The organism is Micromonospora sp. GCM10011541 (assembly GCF_042650725.1).
In the GTDB taxonomy this organism is placed as follows: Bacteria; Actinomycetota; Actinomycetes; order Mycobacteriales; family Micromonosporaceae; genus Micromonospora; species Micromonospora sicca.
Window position 1 is genome coordinate 117,857 of record NZ_JBHSBP010000104.1, and the last position, 16,959, is coordinate 134,815.

Below are 16,959 nucleotides of genomic sequence, written 5' to 3' on the forward strand. Positions count from 1 at the left end.
GGACGGGCTAGCCCCCGGCCCTGCGCCGGCCGACTCCCCACCGCCGCGCCAGGTCGGCGACGGTGCCCCAGATGCCCCGCCGGAACAGCAGCACGACGAGGACGAAGATGCCGCCGGTGACCAGGCCGATGGCCTCGAATCCGGAGAACGACAGCCAGTCCTCCAGCCGGACCACCACCGCCGCGCCGAGCACCCCGCCCCAGAGCGTGCCGATGCCGCCGAGCACGACCACGATCACCGCCTTGCCGGAGGTGGTCCAGTGCAGCACGTCGAGGGAGACGAAGCGGTGGCTGACGGCGAAGAGCCCGCCGCCCAGCCCGGCGATGAAGCCGGAGAGGACGAAGGCGGTCAGCTTGTACCGGTGCACCGGGTAGCCGAGCGCCCGGGCGCGCGCCGGGTTGTCGCGGATGCCGACCAGCACCCGGCCGAACGGCGAGTGCACGATCCGCCAGGCGGCGGCCAGCCCGAGCAGCACGATCGGCAGGATCGCGTAGTAGAAGTAGTAGTCGTCGCTCAGGTCCGTCCCGAAGAACTCCCGGGGCACGCCCTGGAGGCCGTTCTCGCCCCGGGTGACCGAGCGCCACTCGTTGGCCACGTAGTAGACCAGCTGCGCGAAGGCCAGGGTGACCATCGCGAAGTAGATCCCGGTGCGCTTGACCGCGAGGTAGCCGATCGGCACCGCGAGCAGCGCCGCGGCGAGCGCGCCGGCCAGCACCGCCGCCGGGAAGGGCAGGCCGGCGTGGATCGCCACCAGCCCGGTCACGTACGCGGAGGTGCCCCAGAACGCGGCGTGCCCGAAGGACATCAGCCCGGTGAAGCCGAGCAGCAGGTCCACCGAGACGGCGAAGAGCGCCCAGCAGAGGATGTCCACCGCCACCGCCGGGTAGAGCCCGTTGGGCAGCCAGAGCGCCACCACCAGGCCCACGGCGAGCAGCGCGTAGCGGACCCAGCCGGGGGCTCTGGCGACGGTGAGCAGCCCGGACGGCGCCGCCGGGCGGGCCGCGTCGGCGGGGGTGTCGACGGCGCTGGTCATGCCGGTGCCTCCTCACGGCCGAACAGGCCGGCCGGGCGCCAGAGCAGCACCACGGCCATCACCACGAAGACGACGGTCTGGGACACGATCGGGAACTCCGACAGGTACGCCTCGCCCCAGGCCTGGACCAGGCCGATGCCGAAGCCGGCGGCGACCGAGCCGAAGATCGAGCCGAGGCCGCCGATCACCACCACCGCGAAGACCACGATGATCAGGTCGGCGCCCATCAGCGGGTTCACCGCCCGCATCGGGGCGGCGAGCACGCCGGCCAGCCCGGCCAGGCCGATGCCGAAGCCGAAGACCGGGGTGACCCACCGCCCCACGTCGATGCCGAAGGCGCGGGTCAGCTCGGGCCGCTCGGTGGCCGCCCGGACCACCATGCCGATCCGGGTCCGCCCCAGCACCCACCACACCGCGACGCAGAGCAGCACGGTGAAGCCGAGGATGAAGACCCGGTACGTCGGGAAGTCGAAGAGCCCGAAGTTCACCGAGCCGCTCAGCGCGGCCGGCGTGGCGTACGGGCTGGACTGGATGCCGTACCGGGACTTCACCAGGTCCTGGAGGATCAGCGTCAGGCCGAAGGTGAGCAGGAAGTTGTAGAGCGGGTCGAGCCGGGTCAGCCGGTGGATCACCGCCCGCTCCAGCGCCATGCCCAGCACGGCGAGCGCCAGCGGCATGATCACCAGGGCCGCCCAGAACGGCACGCCCGCCTCGGTGAGCAGGACGTACGCCCCGAACGCGCCGAGCATGTAGAAGGCGCCGTGGGCGAAGTTCACCACCCGGAGCATGCCGAAGATGACCGCGAGCCCGAGGGCGAGCAGGGCGTAGAACGCCCCGCTCACCAGCCCGTTGAAGGTGTTCTGCGCAAAACCGGACATCGTCCCGTCACATCTTGCAGTCGGCCGACGGGGCGCGGAACGCCTCGGCGGCCGGGATGGTCTTGAGGACCTTCACGTAGTCCCACGGCTCGGTGACCTCGGCCTGCGGCTTCACCTGGGCCAGGTACGCGTCGTGGATGACCCGGTGGTCCTCGGCGCGGATCTTGCCGTTGCGCAGGAAGACGTCGTTGACCTCCTTGCCCTCCAGCCCCTTGACCACGGTGTCCGCGTCGTCGGTGCCGGCGGCCTGCACGGCCTCCAGGTACTGCATCGCCGCGGAGTAGTTGGCCGCGTGGGCGAACGAGGGCCGGGTCCCGGTCGCGGACTGGAACCGGTCGGCGAACGCCCGGTTCTGCTGATCGAAGTTCCAGTACCAGGCGTCGGTGTAGGTGGTGCCGGCCAGCGCCGCCGGGGTCAGCGAGTGGATGTCGGTGATGAACATCAGGCCCACGGCCAGCCCGATGCCCTTGTCCCGGAGCTTGAACTCGTTGTACTGCTTGACCACGTTGACCAGCTCGGCGCCGGCCTGCATGGTGCCGAGCACCTGCGGCTTCGGGTTGAGGGTGGGCGCCTTGAGCAGGAACGACGAGTAGTCCCCGGTGGTGTTCGGGAACGGCGCGCCGTCCTTGCCGACCACCTGACCGCCGGCCTGGGCGATCGCCGCGGAGAAGCTCTTCTCCATGTCCTGACCGAAGGCGTAGTTCGGGTAGAGGATGTACCAGTTCTTGCCGACCTGCTCGGTGGTCGTCTTCCCGGTGCCGTTGGCCAGCATGTACGTGTCGTACGCGTAGTGGAACGTGTACTTGTTGCAGCTCTTGCCGGTCAGGTCGGTGGTCGCCGCGCCGATGTTGAAGTAGAGCTTCTTCTTCTCCTTCGCCACGTCGGCGACCTTGAGGGCGGCCGAGGAGGTCGGCACGTCGAGGATGAGGTCGACACCCTTGCGGTCGTACATCTCGGCGGCCTTGCTGTTGGCCACGTCCGGCTTGTTCTGGTGGTCGGCGGTCTCCACGGTGATGTCCTTGGTGATCGCCTTGTCGCCGTACTTGGCCTTGAAGTCGGCGATGGCCATCTCCACGGCCTTGACCGAGTTCTTGCCGGAAAGCTCCGAGTAGGCCCCGGACTGGTCGTTGAGGACCCCCAGCACGATCTTGTCACCGGTCAGCTTCTCGTCGCCGCCCGAGGCCGGCCCACCGCCGCCGCAGCCCGCGACCAGCACCACCGCCGCCGAGGCGGCGGCCACACCCACGCTCCTACGCATGTCCATCCCTTTCGTACCGCGCGGTCCGCGCGGGTCAGCCGTCAAGATTCAGATCCCGAGGTACGCCAGCAGCTCGCGCTCCCGCGAGCGGACCTCGGAGTTGTCCATCGCCTCCGCGATGCGTCCCTCGGCCAGCAGGTAGTGCCGGTCGGCGACGCCGGTGGCGAAGTGCAGGTTCTGTTCGACCAGCAGCACGGTCACCCCGTGCTGCTTGGCCTCCCGCAGCAGGTCGCCGACCTGCTGCACGAGCAGTGGGGAGAGCCCCTCGGTGGGCTCGTCGCAGAGCAGCAGCCGGGCGCCCATCCGCAGCACCCGGGCCAGGGCGAGCATCTGCTGCTCCCCGCCGGAGAGCATGGTGGCCGCCGAGTCGCGCCGGGTGTACAGGGCGGGGAACGCCTCGTAGACCCGCTCGAGGGGCCACGGGTCGGGGCCGACCCGGGGCGGCAGCGTCAGGTTCTCGGTGACGGTGAGGGTGGCGTACGCGCCGCGGTCGTCGGGGACCCAACCGAGCCCCAGCCGCGCCCGCTTGTACGCCGGCAGCCGCGTCACGTCCCGGCCGTCCAGGGTGACCGTGCCGCGCTGGCCGGGGTGCAGTCCCATCACGCAGCGCAGCAGGGTGGACTTGCCGGCGCCGTTGCGGCCGACCAGGGTGACCACCTCGCCGGCGGCGACGTCCAGGCTCACCTCCCGCAGCACCTGCGCCTCGCCGTAGAACGCGGAGAGGTTCTCAATGCGCAGCATCAGCGGCTCCCAGGTAGGCGGTGATGACCCGCTCGTCGGCGCGGACCTGCTCGTAGGGGCCCTCGACCAGGACCTTGCCGGCCTGCAGGACGGTGACGGTGTCGGCGAGCCGGCCGACGACGCTCATGTTGTGCTCGACCATCACCACGGTGCGGCCCTTGCGGACCTTCGCGATCAGGTCGACGGTGCGGTCGACGTCCTCCAGTCCCATCCCGGCGGTGGGCTCGTCGAGCAGCAGCACCTTCGGGTCCAGGGCGAGGGCGATGGCCAGCTCCAGGGCGCGCTTGCGCCCGTAGGCGAGCGCCTCGGCGGGGGCCTCGGCCAGTTCGTCGAGGCCGACCATGGCCAGCAGTTCGTCGGCGCGTTCCCGGTAGCGGTCCATCAGCTTCGCCGAGCGCCAGAACCGCCAGCCCAGCCCGCTCGACGACTGCAACGCCAGCTCGACGTGCTCGCGGGCGCCGAGCTGCGGGAAGAGGCTGGTGATCTGGAACGAGCGGGCCACGCCGAGCCGGGCGACCCGCTCCGGCGGTAGGCCGGTGACGTCCCGGCCGGCCAGCTCGATCCGCCCGGCGGTCGGCGGCAGGAACCCGGTGAGCAGGTTGAACAGCGTGGTCTTGCCGGCGCCGTTCGGGCCCACCAGGGCGTGCACGGTCTCCGGCGCCACGTCCAGGTCGACGCCGTCGACCGCCCGGAAGCCCCGGAAGTCGCGGGTCAGCCCGCGGGCCGACAGGAGCGCTTGCCCGGCCATCGCCACATCCTCCGCAGGTGTCCGGCGACGACCGGGTCGGTGACCGTGGTCACAGGGCCGTCGCGTGGAGGAAACCTACGGTGCACCGGCCGAGTCCAGCCATGTCGGTCCCCCACACTTTCCCGCCGGTCGAGGCGGAGTCGGCGGACATGTCCGTCACCCCACGGCCGGTCGCGGCGGATTGACGGTGGCGAGTGGGCGGGCCGGGCGAGCGCTCCCATGTGGCCCGGCCACCTGACTGCGCGCCGGTCGCGGAGGTCCCGGGCCGGAGCGCGGGTCACCCGGTCGCGGCGTACTCCGGCAGGGCCAGACCCTCGGCCTGGCTGAAGAAGAGCCGGGTGGCGAGCCGGCGCAGCGGGCGGGAGGTCATCGCCCGCATCGACGCGTCCCGCAGCCGGATGGCCGCCCGGCTGGCCGGCAGGAAACCGGAGATCCCGCCGCCGGGCAGCTCCTGGCCCCGCTGGACGTGCGCCCGCAGCACCTCCTCGTACCGCCGGTACGCGACCGGGTGATCGCCACCGGCGGCGGCCAGTTCGCCGGCCAGTACGTACGCGCCGACCAGGGAGAGGCTGGTGCCCTGCCCGGTCAGCGGGGACGGGCACCAGGCGGCGTCGCCGAGCAGCGCCACCCGGCCCCGGCTCCACCGGTCCGTCCGCACCTGCCCGTACAGGTCGAAGTAGAAGTCGGGGGCGTCGGCCATGACGGCGAGCAGTTCCCGGCTACGCCAGCCGACGTCGGCGAAGCGCTCGGCGAGGAGGCGCTGCTGGGCGGCGACGTCCCGCCGGTCCAGCTCCAGCGGCGGGGAGACGAAGCTGAACAGCGCGCTGGTCCGGCCGTGCCGGGTCGGGCGGGTGCCGACCACCCGGCCGCCCGGGGCGTTGTGCATGAGGAACCAGCCGTCGTCGTCCGGGTACGGCGTGCCGAAGTAGGCCAGGTACGCCCCGAGCGGCCGGACGTACGCCGACTCCGGCCCGAAGGCCAGCGACCGGGTCCGGGAGTGCACCCCGTCGGCCCCCACCACCAGGCCGACGGTGCGCGGGGCGGAGCGTTCGAAGGTGACCCGCACCCCGTCGCCGGTCTCGGTCAGCGACTCGATCGAGTCGTCGAAGAGGTACTCCACCCCGTCGCGGGTCTCGGAGTACAGCAGCCGGGCCAGGTCGCCCCGCTCGATCTCGATCTCCGCGACGATGCCCTCGCCGTCGAAGGCGTGCACCGGCATCCGGCAGGTCACCTCGCCGCGGGCGTCCACGTAGGCCATTCCGCGCTCCGCGACGCACTCGGCGCGGACCCGCGCGGTCAGCCCCATCCGGTCGACCACCTCGCGGGCGGTCCCCCGGACGTCGACGGCCTGCCCGCCGGGGCGCGGGCCGGCGGAGCGCTCCACCACCGTCGGGTGGAAGCCGTACCGGCGCAGCCAGTAGGCGAGGGCGGGGCCGGCGATGCCGGCCCCGGAGATGAGCACGGTCCGGTCGTCCACCGTGGCGCTCCCAACGATCGTGCGTACACCGTCGGTCCGGCGGCGCCGGACCCGGTCGGAGGGGGTGCCTCCGCGCGGTGAACGGTAGGTTCCGCCGCGGTGCCGCGCTCGCCGCGAACTAGTACGGTGCCCCCGGCAGGCGGGTTCCGTCGCCGGTCGTACTAGTACGCTCCGCGGGGAGGTGTCGCCATGCCCCGCACAGCGCCCGGGTCGGAGCCGCCGTACCGGCGGATCGCCGCGGAGATCCGCCGCCGGATCGACCTCGGGGAGCTGCGGCCCGGGGATCCCGTGCCCTCCGCCCGGCGGATCACCCGCGAGCACGGGGTCGCGATCGCCACCGCCACCAAGGTCCTCGCCCTGCTGCGCGCCGAGGGGCTGGTCCTGACCCGACCAGGGGCGGGCACCGTCGTCGCTCCCGGCCGCACCGAGACGCACGGGACGCGACGCGCCGCCGAGCGGGCGGAGCCGGAGCTGAGCCGGGAGCGGGTGGTCCGTTCCGCGATCGCGCTCGCCGATGCGGGCGGCCTGCCGGCGGTCTCCATGCGGCAGATCGCCGCCGACCTGGACGTCGCCACCATGTCCCTGTACCGGCACGTGCGCGGCCGGGACGAGCTGATCCTCACGATGGCCGACATAGCGCTGGCCGACGCGCCGCTGCCGGCGGTGCAGCCGGCCGGGTGGCGCGCCCGGCTGGAGCTGCTCGCCTGGGCGCAGTGGGCGACCTACCGGCGGCACCGCTGGCTGCCGCACGTCATCTCGATCGCCCGCCCACAGATGATGCCGCACGGCATGGCGCACACCGAATGGGCGTTGCGGGCCACCTCCGGCCTGGGCCTGGACCGGCAGCTGCGCTGGCACGTCGCGATCACCCTGATGGCGTACGTCCGAGGCATCGCCACCAACCTGGAGATGAGGGCGCAGGCCGAGCAGGACACCGGCCTCACCGACGACCAGTGGGTGGACCGCCAGGAGGCCACCCTCCGGCAGATGATCGCCGCCGGCGGCTTCTCGACCATGGCGGCGCTGACCGCCGAGGGCGACGTGGACCTCGACCTGGAGACCGTCTTCGAGTTCGGCCTGCGCCGGCTCCTCGACGGCTGCGCCACGCTGATCGAGCGTCGGCCCGAGGACGGCGTCAGTCCGGGAAGGTGACCACCCAGCGGGCTCCCTCGCCGCGGGCCAGCCGGTCGAACGCGGCCGGCGCCTCGTCCAGTCCGATGGTGCCGCTGACCAGCGGGCGCAGGTCCAGCGTGCCGTCGCCGAGCGACCGGGCCAGCTCGGGCACCTCCCGGTCCGGGTCGGAGGAGCCGTACACCGAGGAGCGCAGCGTGCGCGCGGAGTGGAAGATGTCCAGGGCGGCGAGGCTGACCAGGTCGTCCTTCGCGCCCATGCCGACCACGGTTACCGCTCCCCCGCGCCGGGTGATCCGCCAGGCCGCCCGGATGGTGGCGGACCGGCCGACGCACTCGAACGCGTGGTCGACGCCCCGGCCCTCGGTGCGCGCGCGTACCTCCTTCGACAGCTGGTCGTCGGAGCGGAGGAAGTCGGTGGCGCCGGCGGCCAGGGCCAGCTCGCGCTTGGCCTCGGCGACGTCCACCGCGAGGATCGGCGTCGCGCCCGCGGCCCGGGCGGCGGTGAGCACGGCGAGCCCGACCCCGCCGAGGCCGATCACCGCGACCGACTCGCCGGCGGCCACCCGGGCGGTGTTGCGGACCGCGCCGGTGCCGGTGAGCACCGCGCAGCCGAGCAGCGCGGCCTGCTCGGGCGGAAGCCCGGCGGGGACCGCGACGGCGGCGTGCTCCGGCACCACCACCTCCTCGGCGAGGGCGCCGAGCCCGAGGGTGACGTGCAGCCGGTCGCCGTCCGCGGTCTCGCCGCGGGCCGTCGCGGGCGCCGTGTTTGCGGCGCAGAGCCACGGCTCGCCGTGCCGGCAGAACCAGCAGTCCCGGCAGGCGGGCGCCCAGTTCAGCACCACCGGGGTGCCGACCGGCAGCCGGGTGCCGGGGCCGGCCTCGGCGACCACGCCGGCCGCCTCGTGCCCGAGCACCAGCGGGTACGCGGGCGCCAGCGTGCCGTTCACCATGGACAGGTCGGAGTGGCAGATGCCGGCGGCCCGGATCCGGACGCGCAGCTCGCCGGGGCCGGGCGCGGGGAGGCGTACCTCCTCGACGCGCAGCGGCGCGCCGGGGCCGCGGGCGACCAGCGCCCTCATCGCTGGATCGCCTTGATCTCGCGGAACTCGTCGACGCCGTACGCGCCCAACTCCCGGCCGAGGCCGGACTGCTGGTAGCCGCCGAAGGGGGCGAGCGGGTTGAACGCGCCGCCGTTCACGTCGACCTGGCCGGTCCGCAGCCGCCGGGCGACCGCGAGGGCCGCCTCCTCGTCGGCGGACCAGACCGCGCCGGCCAGCCCGTACCGGGAGTTGTTGGCGATGGCCACCGCCTCGTCGGTGTCGGCGAACGGGATGACGGCGAGGACCGGGCCGAAGACCTCCTCCTGGGCGAGCGCGCTGTCCGGGTGCACGTCGGCGAAGACGGTGGGGGCGACGAAGTGGCCGCGGGGCGGGAGCGGGGCGTCCGGGCCGCCGGCGAGCAGCCGCGCCCCGTCGGCCAGGGCCCGGTCGACGTGCCCGCGGACCCGCTCGGCCTGGGCGGCGGAGACCAGCGGGCCCAGCCGGGTCGCCGGGTCGAACGGGTCCCCCGGCCGGTACGCCCCGGCGGCCGCCGCGATCAGGTCGAGCGCCTCGTCGTACCGGTCGCGGTGGACCAGCATCCGGGTCCAGGCGGTGCAGGTCTGCCCGGAGTTGAGGAAGGCGTTGCCGACCCCGACCTTCACTGCGGTGGCCAGGTCGGCGTCGGCGAGGATCAGGTTGGCCGACTTGCCGCCGAGCTCCAGGGCGACCCGGGCGATCCGGTCGGCGGCCAGGTGGGCGATCCGGCGGCCGGTGGCGGTGGAGCCGGTGAACGAGACCAGGTCCACGTCCGGGTGGGCGGCGAGGGCCTCACCCGCCACCGGGCCGGTGCCCGGGACCAGGTTGACCACCCCGGGCGGGAGTCCGGCCTCGGTGACCGCGTCGAAGAGCAGGTACGCCGTCAGCGGGGTCAGCTCGCTGGGTTTGAGCACCACCGTGCAGCCGGCGGCCAGGGCGGGGGCGACCTTGGCGACGACCTGGTGCAGCGGGTAGTTCCACGGGGTGATCGCGCCGACCACGCCGACCGGTTCGCGGACCACCAGGGAGTTCCCGACGGTCTCCTCGGGGGCCGGCCGGGCGGCCAGGTCGACCATGCCGCGCAGCACGGTCAGCGGCAGGCCGGTCTGCACCCGGGCGGCGAGCTTGAGCGGGGTGCCCAGCTCCCAGGCGACGGTCCGGGCGATCTCGTCGGCGCGCGCGGCCAGGGCGGTGTGCAGCCGGTCCAGGTGGGCGGCCCGCTCGGCGGGGGCGGTGGCCGCCCAGCCGGGGAAGGCGGCCCGGGCGGCGGCCACGGCCCGGTCGACGTCGGCCGGGGTGCCGGCGGGGACCTGCCCGACGATCTCGCCGGTGGCGGGGTTCTCGACGGGGATGGCGTCATCCCCGGCGGGGTCGACCCACTCGCCGGCGACGTGCAGGTGGCGACGGACCAGGAGGGCGGGCGGCGCGGCGGCGAGATCCATGTCGTCCTTCGTGGGGGGCGGGAAACTAGCGCTGGGAGTTTGGACGCTACCCCGAAGGGTCGATCGGCTCCAGCGGGGCGAGCGGCCCGACCGTCCGCTCGTACTCGGCGGCCAGCCCGTGCAGCAGCGCGTCGAGGCCGAGGGCGAAGGCGCCCTCGTCGACGCTGCGCTGGCGCCCGGCGAGCCGGTGCGCCTGGGTCAGGTGCGGGTAGTGCGCGGCGTAAAGCTCCGGGTCCTCGACGAAGCCCCGGGCGAACGAGCCGAGCGCCGAACCGGCGACGAAGTAGCGCAGCGCCGCGCCGATGTGGGTGGCGCGGGCGGGCGGCCAGCCGGCCCGGACCAGGCCGCCGTAGACCGCGTCGGCCATGGCCAGCGCGGCCGGTCGCCGACCGGGCCCCTGCGCCAGGTACGGCACCACGTTCGGGTGCGCGGCAAGTGCCTCCCGGTACGACCAGGCCCACCGGCGCAGCGCCGCCCGCCAGTCGAGCCGGGCGAAGAATCCGGTGTCCACGGTGGCGGTGACGCTGTCCGCCACCGCGTCGAGAATGGCGTCCTTGGTCGCGAAGTGGTTGTAGAGCGACGGGCCCTGGACGCCGAGCGCGGCGGCCAGCCGCCGGGTGGAGAGGGCGGCGAGTCCGTCCGCGTCGATCAGCGCGAGCGCCGTGGCCACGATCCGGTCCCGGGTGAGCAGAGCCTGTCGGGGTCGGGGCACCGGTGTCTCTCCCTCGTGGGCGTGGCCGGTTCGCCGGCGGTCCCCGTGCAGCCTAGCCGCGCCGCCGGGAGCAGGCCGTCCGCCGGCGGGTGGGAGGTGGGGGCTGGACGGACTAAAACTTACATCGCTAGTTTGAGGGCGACCCATCACCGCGCCATTGCCAGGGGGACCACCGTGGACTTCTCACTCACCGACGAGGAACGGGCGGTCCGGGACACCGTCCGGTCGTTCATCACCCGCGAGGTGATGCCGCTGGAGCAGGAGGTGCTCCGCCGCGAGCGGGCCCACCGACCCGGCCTCGACCGCTCCGAGCTGCGGGAACTCCAGCTCAAGGCGAAGAAGTTCGGTTTCTGGGGGCTGGCCACCCCGGAGGAGTACGGCGGGATGGACCTGCCCGCGGTCATGCAGTCGCTGATCTGGACCGAGCTGGGCCGCACCTTCGCGCCGTTCCGCTTCGGCGGTGAGGCGGACAACATCCTGTTCCACGCCACCGAGGAGCAGAAGCGGGAGTTCCTCATCCCCACCATCGAGGGGGAACGGATCTCCTGCTTCGCGATCACCGAGCCGGGCGCCGGCTCCGACGCGGCCAACATCCGGCTGTCGGCCCGGCGGGACGGCGACGACTGGATCCTCGACGGCGAGAAGACCTTCATCACAGGAGGCAACGACGCCGACTTCGCCATCGTGGTGGCGGTGACCGACCGGGAGAAGGGCGCCCGCAACGGCGGCGCCACCGCGTTCCTGGTGGACCGGGCGATGGGCTGGCGCTCGGAGTTCATCCAGACCATGGGCGAGGGCGGGCCGGCCTCGCTGATCTTCGACGGCGTCCGGGTGCCGCACCGCAACATCCTCGGCGAGGTCGGGCAGGGCTTCGCGCTGGGCATGCAGTGGATCGGCAAGGGGCGCTACACCATCCCCTCGCATGCCATCGGCATCGCCGAGCGGGCCCTGCAGATGGCGATCGACCAGGCCAACACCCGGGAGACCTTCGGCGCGAAGATCGGCACCAACCAGGCCATCCAGTGGATGATCGCCGACTCGGAGACCGAGCTGGAGGCGGCCCGCTGGCTGGTGCTGCGCTCCGCCTGGACGGTCGACCAGGGCCTGGACCCCCGGCACGCCTCCTCGATGGGCAAGCTCTACGGCGCCGGCATGGTCAACCGGGTGGTGGACCGGGTGCTCCAGATCCACGGCGGCATGGGCTACACCCGGGAGCTGCCGATCGAGCGCTGGTACCGGCAGGTGCGGCTCTACCGGATCTTCGAGGGCACCGACGAGATGCAGCGGCTGATCATCTCCCGCGACCTGCTGCGCGGGTACACGAAGATCGGCGGCCACCTGGCCTGAGTGGGTGCTCCCGCCCGGTCCCGGGGCGGGAGCCCACTCAGCTCCTCAGCTCGTCAGCGCGTCGAGCGCGAGGTCGACGTCCTCCTGAGTGCAGTAGAGGTGGAAGGCGGCCCGCACCCGGCCGGCGCGGACCGCCGCGCGCACCCCGGCCCGCGCCAGCCTCTCCTCCGCCCCGGGCACCTCGACGGTCACGATCGCGCTGTCGCCCGCGGCTCGGCCGAGGCCGGCGAGGAACCGGTTGGCCAGGGCGACGTCGTGGTCGCGGACCGCGGGCAGCCCGATCTCGGCGAGCAGCTCCAGCGCGGGCGCCGCCCCCACGTAGGAGAACCAGGCCGGGGAGATGTCGAAGCGCCGGGCGTCGTCGGCCAGCCGCAGCGGCGGACCGTAGTAGGAGGCGTGGGGGTCGGCGCCCGCGTACCAACCGGCGGCGTCGGGCCGCAGCCGGTCGCGCAGCGCCGGGGCCAGGTAGGCGAAGGCCGCCCCACGCGGCGCCATCAGCCACTTGTACGCCGCGACCGCCACCACGTCGGCCCGGCCCGCGTCGAAGGGCAGCCAGCCGCAGGCCTGGGTGGCGTCCACCGCGACGAGGGCGCCGTGCGCGCGGGCCGCGGCGACGATCTCGTCGTACGGGGCGACCGCGCCGTCGGCCGACTGCACCAGGCTGAACGCGACCAGGTCGGTGTCGGCGTCGATGGCGTCGGCGAGGCCGGCCAGCGGGACCGTGCGTACGGTGACGCCCCGCTGCCCCTGCACCAACCAGGGAAAGAGGTTCGAGGTGAACTCGACCTCCGGGACCACCACCGTGGCGCCCGGCGGCATTGCGGCCGCCACCGGGGCGAGCAGCTGCGATGCCGTGCTGCCGATCGCCACGTCCGCCGCCGCCACCCCGACCAGGGCGGCGAACGCGGCCCGGGACCGGTCGACGGACTCGCCCCACACCTCCCAGGAGATCCGCCCCACCCGCCAGTCCGCCAGGGCCTCCTGCAGCGCCGTCCAGACCGGCTCGGGCGGCAGCCCGTAGCTGGCGGTGTTCAGCCAGCCCGGCTCGGGCTGCCACAGTTTCTGCGCCTCTTCCAGCTCCATGGCGCCGACGCTAGTGAGGCCCGTTGCCGGCCGGAACGGCCAATCGACACCCCGCGGCCCGCGCCCGAACGGTCAGACCGGTCCCGCAGGCGGCGCTGGGCCGTGTTGGACCGGCGGGTTGACCGGGGCGGGCCGGTGGTGCGGGAGACGGCGCCCCCCGGAGGCGCACCGGAAGGCTCCGGCGCACCCCCGGGCGGCACGGCCGTCCTCGACCGGCCGGGTCAGGACGGCGCCCCCGCCAGCGTCGACTGTCGCGGGCCCGACTCGTCGTCGGCGGGCCCGGCCTCGGCCGGCTCGTCGTCGAGCATGGTCGACTCGTCGAACGGGCGCCGGCCGCTGAGCACGGCCTCGGCCTGGTCGCGGTCGAACTCGCCGGTCCAGGTGCCGACCAGCACGGTGGCGACCGCGTTGCCGGCGAAATTGGTCAGCGCCCGGGCCTCGGACATGAACCGGTCGATGCCGACGATCAGCCCCACGCCGTCGACCAGGTCCGGCCGGTGCGACTGCAACCCGCCGGCCAGGGTGGCCAGGCCGGCGCCGGTGACCCCGGCGGCACCCTTCGAGGCGATGACCATGAACAGCAGCAGCGAGATCTGCTCGCCGATCGACAGCGGCTTGCCCAGCGCGTCGGCGATGAACAGCGACGCCATGGTCAGGTAGATCGCGGTGCCGTCCAGGTTGAACGAGTACCCGGTCGGCACCGTGATGCCCACGACCGACCTGCCGACCCCGACGTGCTCCATCTTGGCGATCAGCCGGGGCAGCGCCGACTCCGACGACGAGGTCGACAGGATCAGCAGGAACTCCCGGCCGAGGTAGGCGAAGAGCTTGAAGATCGAGATGCGGGCCACGAACCAGAGCAGCGCGCCGAGCACCACGAAGACGAAGACCACGCAGGTGGCGTAGAAGCCGAACATGACCTGCGCCAGGCTCTTCAACGCGTCCACGCCGGTCGCGCCGACCAGCGCGGCGATCGCCCCGAACGCGCCGATCGGGGCGACCCACATGATCATCGCCAGCACCTTGAAGACGAGGCGTTGGAGCAGGCCCACCGCCCGCAGCACGGGCTCACCACGCGTGCCGAGGGCCTGCACGGCGAAGCCGAACAGCAGCGCGACCAGCAGCGTCTGGAGCACCTCCCCCTCGGTCAGGGCGGAGAAGAGGGTGGTCGGGATGATGCCGAGCAGGAAGTCGACCGTCCCGCCGCTCTCGTCACCGGCGGCGGCCTTGCCCGCGCCCGCCAGGTCGGGGCCCAGGTCCAGGCCGGCGCCGGGATGGATGAGGTTGCCGACCACCAGGCCGATGGCCAGCGCGACGGTGGACATGACCAGGAAGTAGCCGAGGGCGAGACCGCCGACCTTGCCGACCTTGGCCGCCTGACGGACGGATCCGACGCCGAGGACGATCGTGCAGAAGATGACCGGTCCGATCATCATCTTGATCAGGTTGACGAATCCGGTACCGAGGGGCTTCAGTTCCTTGCCGAACTCCGGGGCCGCGAGGCCGACCACGATGCCGGCGGCGACGGCCAGGATGACCGCCAGGTAGAGGTAACGGGTCCGGTCCCGGCGGACGGGCCGGGCGGCCACGGGGGTGGGTGTGGTGGTGTCCATGCCCACAATGTGAAGCGCGTCTCAATATAAGGCAGCCTTGCGTTCATTCTGTTCACCAGGGTGACTCGGGGCCGAAATCGGAACCTGACCGGTGCGCCACACTTGCGGGCGGAAGCCGAGCGCGAGGAGGAGGTGAACGTGGCCCGACGCCAGTGGAGCATCGCGGGACAGCTGTTCGCCCTCCAAGCGGTGGTGGTGACGCTGCTCGTGCTCGCCGGGGCGGCGGGCGCGGTCTGGCTCGCCCGCAGCGACTCCCGGCAGGCGGCGAAGGAGGAGGTGCTCGCCGTGGCGCACACCGTGGCCCGCTCCCCCGACGTCCGCGCCGCCCTGACCTCAGCCGACCCGGCGGCCACCCTCCAGCCGTACGCGGAGTCGATCCGGGTGGCGACGGGAACGGACTTCGTGGTGGTGATGGCCCCCGACCGGACCCGCTACTCGCACCGCAACCCCAGCCTGATCGGGCAGCCGTTCATCGGCGACATCGGACCCGCCCTCGCCGGTCGGCCGTTCACCACCACCAACGTCGGCACGCTCGGCGAGTCGGTACGCGCGGTGGTCCCGGTTTACGACGACGACCGCCGGATCATCGGCCTGGTCTCCGCCGGCATCACCACCAGGGCGATCAACCGCAAGCTGCTCGCCCAGCTGCCGGTGCTGCTCGGCGCCGCCGCCCCCGCGCTCGCCCTGGCCGCCACCGGCTCCTGGTTGCTCAGCCGCCGGCTCCGCCGGCAGACCCACGGCCTCGGGCCGGCCCAGATGAGCCGGATGTACGAGTACTACGACGCGGTCCTGCACTCGGTACGGGAGGGACTGGTGGTGCTGACCACCGACCGACGGGTGGCGCTGGTCAACGACGAGGGCCGCCGGTTGCTCGGGCTGGACGAGGACGCGTCGGTGACCGACCGGCCGGTGGCCGGGATCGACCTCCCACCCGCGGTGGCCGAGCTGCTGGCCTCCGGGCGGGACGCGCACGACGAGCCGGTGCTGGCCGGTGACCGGGTCCTGGTGGCCAACCAGCGGACCACCCGGTTCGAGGGCGCCCCGCTCGGCACCGTGCTGACCCTGCGCGACCAGACCGAGCTGCGCAACCTGGCCAGCGAGCTGGACTCGGTACGCGCGCTGACCGAGGCCCTGCAGGCCCAGACCCACGAGTCGGCCAATCGGCTGCACACCGTGCTGACCCTGGTGGAGCTGGGCCGCGCCGACGAGGCCGTGCAGCTGGCCACCCGCGACCTCGCGCTGGCCCAGCAGCTCACGGACCGGGTGGTCGGCGCGGTGACCGAGCCGGCGCTGGCCGCCCTGCTGCTCGGCAAGTCGGCGCGGGCCGGCGAGCGCGGCGTGGACCTGGTGATCGAACCGGACTGCCGGCTCGACGACAGCCCCCTGCCCGCCGCCGACCTGCTCACCGTCGTCGGCAACCTGGTCGACAACGCGCTCGAGGCGGTGGCCGGCACCGACCCGCCGCGCCGGGTACGCGTCTTCGTCGGCACCGTCGACGACGACATCGTCATCCGGGTCGGCGACAACGGACCGGGGCTGGACCCCGACCGGGTCGCGGACGCGTTCCGGCGTGGCTGGTCGACCAAGAGCGCCGGCCGCGGCCTGGGCCTGGCGCTGGTCGGGCAGGTGATCCGGCGCCACGGTGGCCGCTGCGACGTGGCCGCGGCCGACGGCGGCGGGACTGTGTTCACGGTCCGGCTGCCGATCCCGGAGGGCCGGTCGTGACCGACATCCGGGTGCTGGTGGTGGAGGACGAGCCGCTGCTGGCAGAGGCGCACAAGGCGTACACCGAGCGGGTGCCCGGCTTCGTGGTGGTCGGGGTGGCGCACACCGCGCGGGAGGCGATGGCGGCGCTGCGGCATCGGGCCGGCACGGACGTGGACCTCGTACTGCTGGACTTCCGGCTGCCCGACCTGCACGGCCTGGACGTCTGCCGGGCCCTGCGGGCAGCGGGCAGCAGCGTCGACGTGCTCGCGGTGACCTCGGCCCGGGACCTGGCGGTGGTCCGCACCGCCGTCTCCCTCGGGGTGACCCACTACCTGCTCAAGCCGTTCACCTTCGCCGCCTTCCGCGACAAGCTGGAGCGGTACGCCGACTACCGCCGCCAGGCGCTCGCCGACGGCGAGGTCGCCGCCCAGCACGAGGTGGACCGGATGTTCGCCACCCTGCGCGGCGCGGCGCAGCACACGCTGCCCAAGGGGCTGGACGAGCAGACGCTGAACCGGGTGCTGGCCGCCATCTCACCCGGGTCGGGCCGGTCGGCGACCGAGGTGAGCCAGCAGACCGGCATCTCCCGGGTGACCGCCCGCCGCTACCTGGAATACCTGGTCACCGTCGAACGCGCGGCACGTACCCCCCGCTACGGCACCCCCGGCCGGCCGGAGGTGGAGTACCGCCCGGTCTGACCGGCGCGTTGGG

15 protein-coding genes are annotated in these 16,959 nt (G+C 73.6%); 4 read left to right on the top strand and 11 right to left on the bottom strand.

Translation table 11 applies throughout. From position 1 onward, the window contains the following. Positions 1–7: 7 nt before the first annotated feature. The 6 genes from ACFOYX_RS34930 to ACFOYX_RS34955 all read right to left on the bottom strand — a co-directional run bounded on the left by ACFOYX_RS34930 (position 8) and on the right by ACFOYX_RS34955 (position 6,135). Positions 8–1,033 carry a branched-chain amino acid ABC transporter permease gene (locus ACFOYX_RS34930; RefSeq protein WP_322440542.1) on the bottom strand — a complete coding sequence of 342 codons (1,026 nt, stop codon included), beginning with the start codon at positions 1,031–1,033 and terminating at the stop codon, positions 8–10. After that, the gene (locus tag ACFOYX_RS34935) at positions 1,030–1,911 is read right to left on the bottom strand and encodes a branched-chain amino acid ABC transporter permease (protein ID WP_109803158.1); all 882 of its coding nucleotides are present in this window, start codon (positions 1,909–1,911) and stop codon (positions 1,030–1,032) included. The genes ACFOYX_RS34930 and ACFOYX_RS34935 overlap by 4 nt, the downstream gene beginning before the upstream one ends. Positions 1,912–1,918: 7 nt before the next feature. Then, a complete protein-coding gene (locus tag ACFOYX_RS34940) occupies positions 1,919–3,175 on the bottom strand; it encodes an ABC transporter substrate-binding protein (protein ID WP_109803157.1) in 1,257 nt (418 codons plus the stop codon). A gap of 42 nt (positions 3,176–3,217) precedes the next feature. After that, complete coding sequence (locus ACFOYX_RS34945) at positions 3,218–3,910, bottom strand: ABC transporter ATP-binding protein (RefSeq protein ID WP_322440541.1); 693 nt, start codon at positions 3,908–3,910, stop codon at positions 3,218–3,220. Further along, complete coding sequence (locus ACFOYX_RS34950) at positions 3,897–4,658, bottom strand: ABC transporter ATP-binding protein (RefSeq protein ID WP_109803155.1); 762 nt, start codon at positions 4,656–4,658, stop codon at positions 3,897–3,899. The genes ACFOYX_RS34945 and ACFOYX_RS34950 overlap by 14 nt, the downstream gene beginning before the upstream one ends. Before the next feature lie 277 nt (positions 4,659–4,935). After that, a complete protein-coding gene (locus ACFOYX_RS34955; RefSeq protein WP_322440540.1) occupies positions 4,936–6,135 on the bottom strand; it encodes an FAD-dependent monooxygenase in 1,200 nt (399 codons plus the stop codon). A 189-nt stretch (positions 6,136–6,324) separates the two neighbouring features. On the opposite strand from ACFOYX_RS34955, the gene ACFOYX_RS34960 reads away from it, so the two are divergent. Beyond that, positions 6,325–7,287 (top strand): TetR/AcrR family transcriptional regulator C-terminal domain-containing protein, encoded by a 963-nt coding sequence (locus ACFOYX_RS34960; protein WP_322440539.1) that lies wholly within the window; start codon positions 6,325–6,327, stop codon positions 7,285–7,287. Here ACFOYX_RS34960 and ACFOYX_RS34965 read toward each other — a convergent pair. The 3 genes from ACFOYX_RS34965 to ACFOYX_RS34975 are packed head-to-tail and all read right to left on the bottom strand — an operon-like array spanning position 7,271 to position 10,498. Continuing rightward, entirely contained in the window at positions 7,271–8,347 is a 1,077-nt protein-coding gene (locus ACFOYX_RS34965; protein WP_109803152.1) for an alcohol dehydrogenase catalytic domain-containing protein, read from the bottom strand. The genes ACFOYX_RS34960 and ACFOYX_RS34965 overlap by 17 nt on opposite strands. Beyond that, positions 8,344–9,786 (bottom strand): aldehyde dehydrogenase family protein, encoded by a 1,443-nt coding sequence (locus tag ACFOYX_RS34970; protein ID WP_322440538.1) that lies wholly within the window; start codon positions 9,784–9,786, stop codon positions 8,344–8,346. Before ACFOYX_RS34970 ends, ACFOYX_RS34965 begins: the two co-directional genes overlap by 4 nt. Positions 9,787–9,832: 46 nt before the next feature. Further along, entirely contained in the window at positions 9,833–10,498 is a 666-nt protein-coding gene (locus tag ACFOYX_RS34975) for a TetR/AcrR family transcriptional regulator C-terminal domain-containing protein (protein WP_322440537.1), read from the bottom strand. Between the two features lie 174 nt (positions 10,499–10,672). Between ACFOYX_RS34975 and ACFOYX_RS34980 the strand changes: the two genes are divergently transcribed. Further along, positions 10,673–11,845, top strand: a complete 1,173-nt coding sequence (locus ACFOYX_RS34980) for an acyl-CoA dehydrogenase family protein (RefSeq protein ID WP_322440536.1) — start codon at positions 10,673–10,675, stop codon at positions 11,843–11,845. 45 nt (positions 11,846–11,890) lie between these two features. On the opposite strand, the gene ACFOYX_RS34985 is transcribed toward ACFOYX_RS34980, so the two are convergent. Beyond that, complete coding sequence (locus ACFOYX_RS34985) at positions 11,891–12,928, bottom strand: aminotransferase class V-fold PLP-dependent enzyme (protein ID WP_322440535.1); 1,038 nt, start codon at positions 12,926–12,928, stop codon at positions 11,891–11,893. A gap of 221 nt (positions 12,929–13,149) precedes the next feature. Then, positions 13,150–14,541 (bottom strand): cation:dicarboxylate symporter family transporter, encoded by a 1,392-nt coding sequence (locus ACFOYX_RS34990; RefSeq protein WP_322440534.1) that lies wholly within the window; start codon positions 14,539–14,541, stop codon positions 13,150–13,152. A gap of 102 nt (positions 14,542–14,643) precedes the next feature. Between ACFOYX_RS34990 and ACFOYX_RS34995 the strand changes: the two genes are divergently transcribed. Further along, positions 14,644–16,266: a sensor histidine kinase gene (locus ACFOYX_RS34995; RefSeq protein ID WP_322475093.1), complete on the top strand. Its 1,623-nt coding sequence runs from the start codon at positions 14,644–14,646 to the stop codon at positions 16,264–16,266. Then, positions 16,263–16,946 carry a response regulator gene (locus ACFOYX_RS35000; RefSeq protein WP_109803146.1) on the top strand — a complete coding sequence of 228 codons (684 nt, stop codon included), beginning with the start codon at positions 16,263–16,265 and terminating at the stop codon, positions 16,944–16,946. Before ACFOYX_RS34995 ends, ACFOYX_RS35000 begins: the two co-directional genes overlap by 4 nt. Positions 16,947–16,959 lie beyond the last annotated feature (13 nt).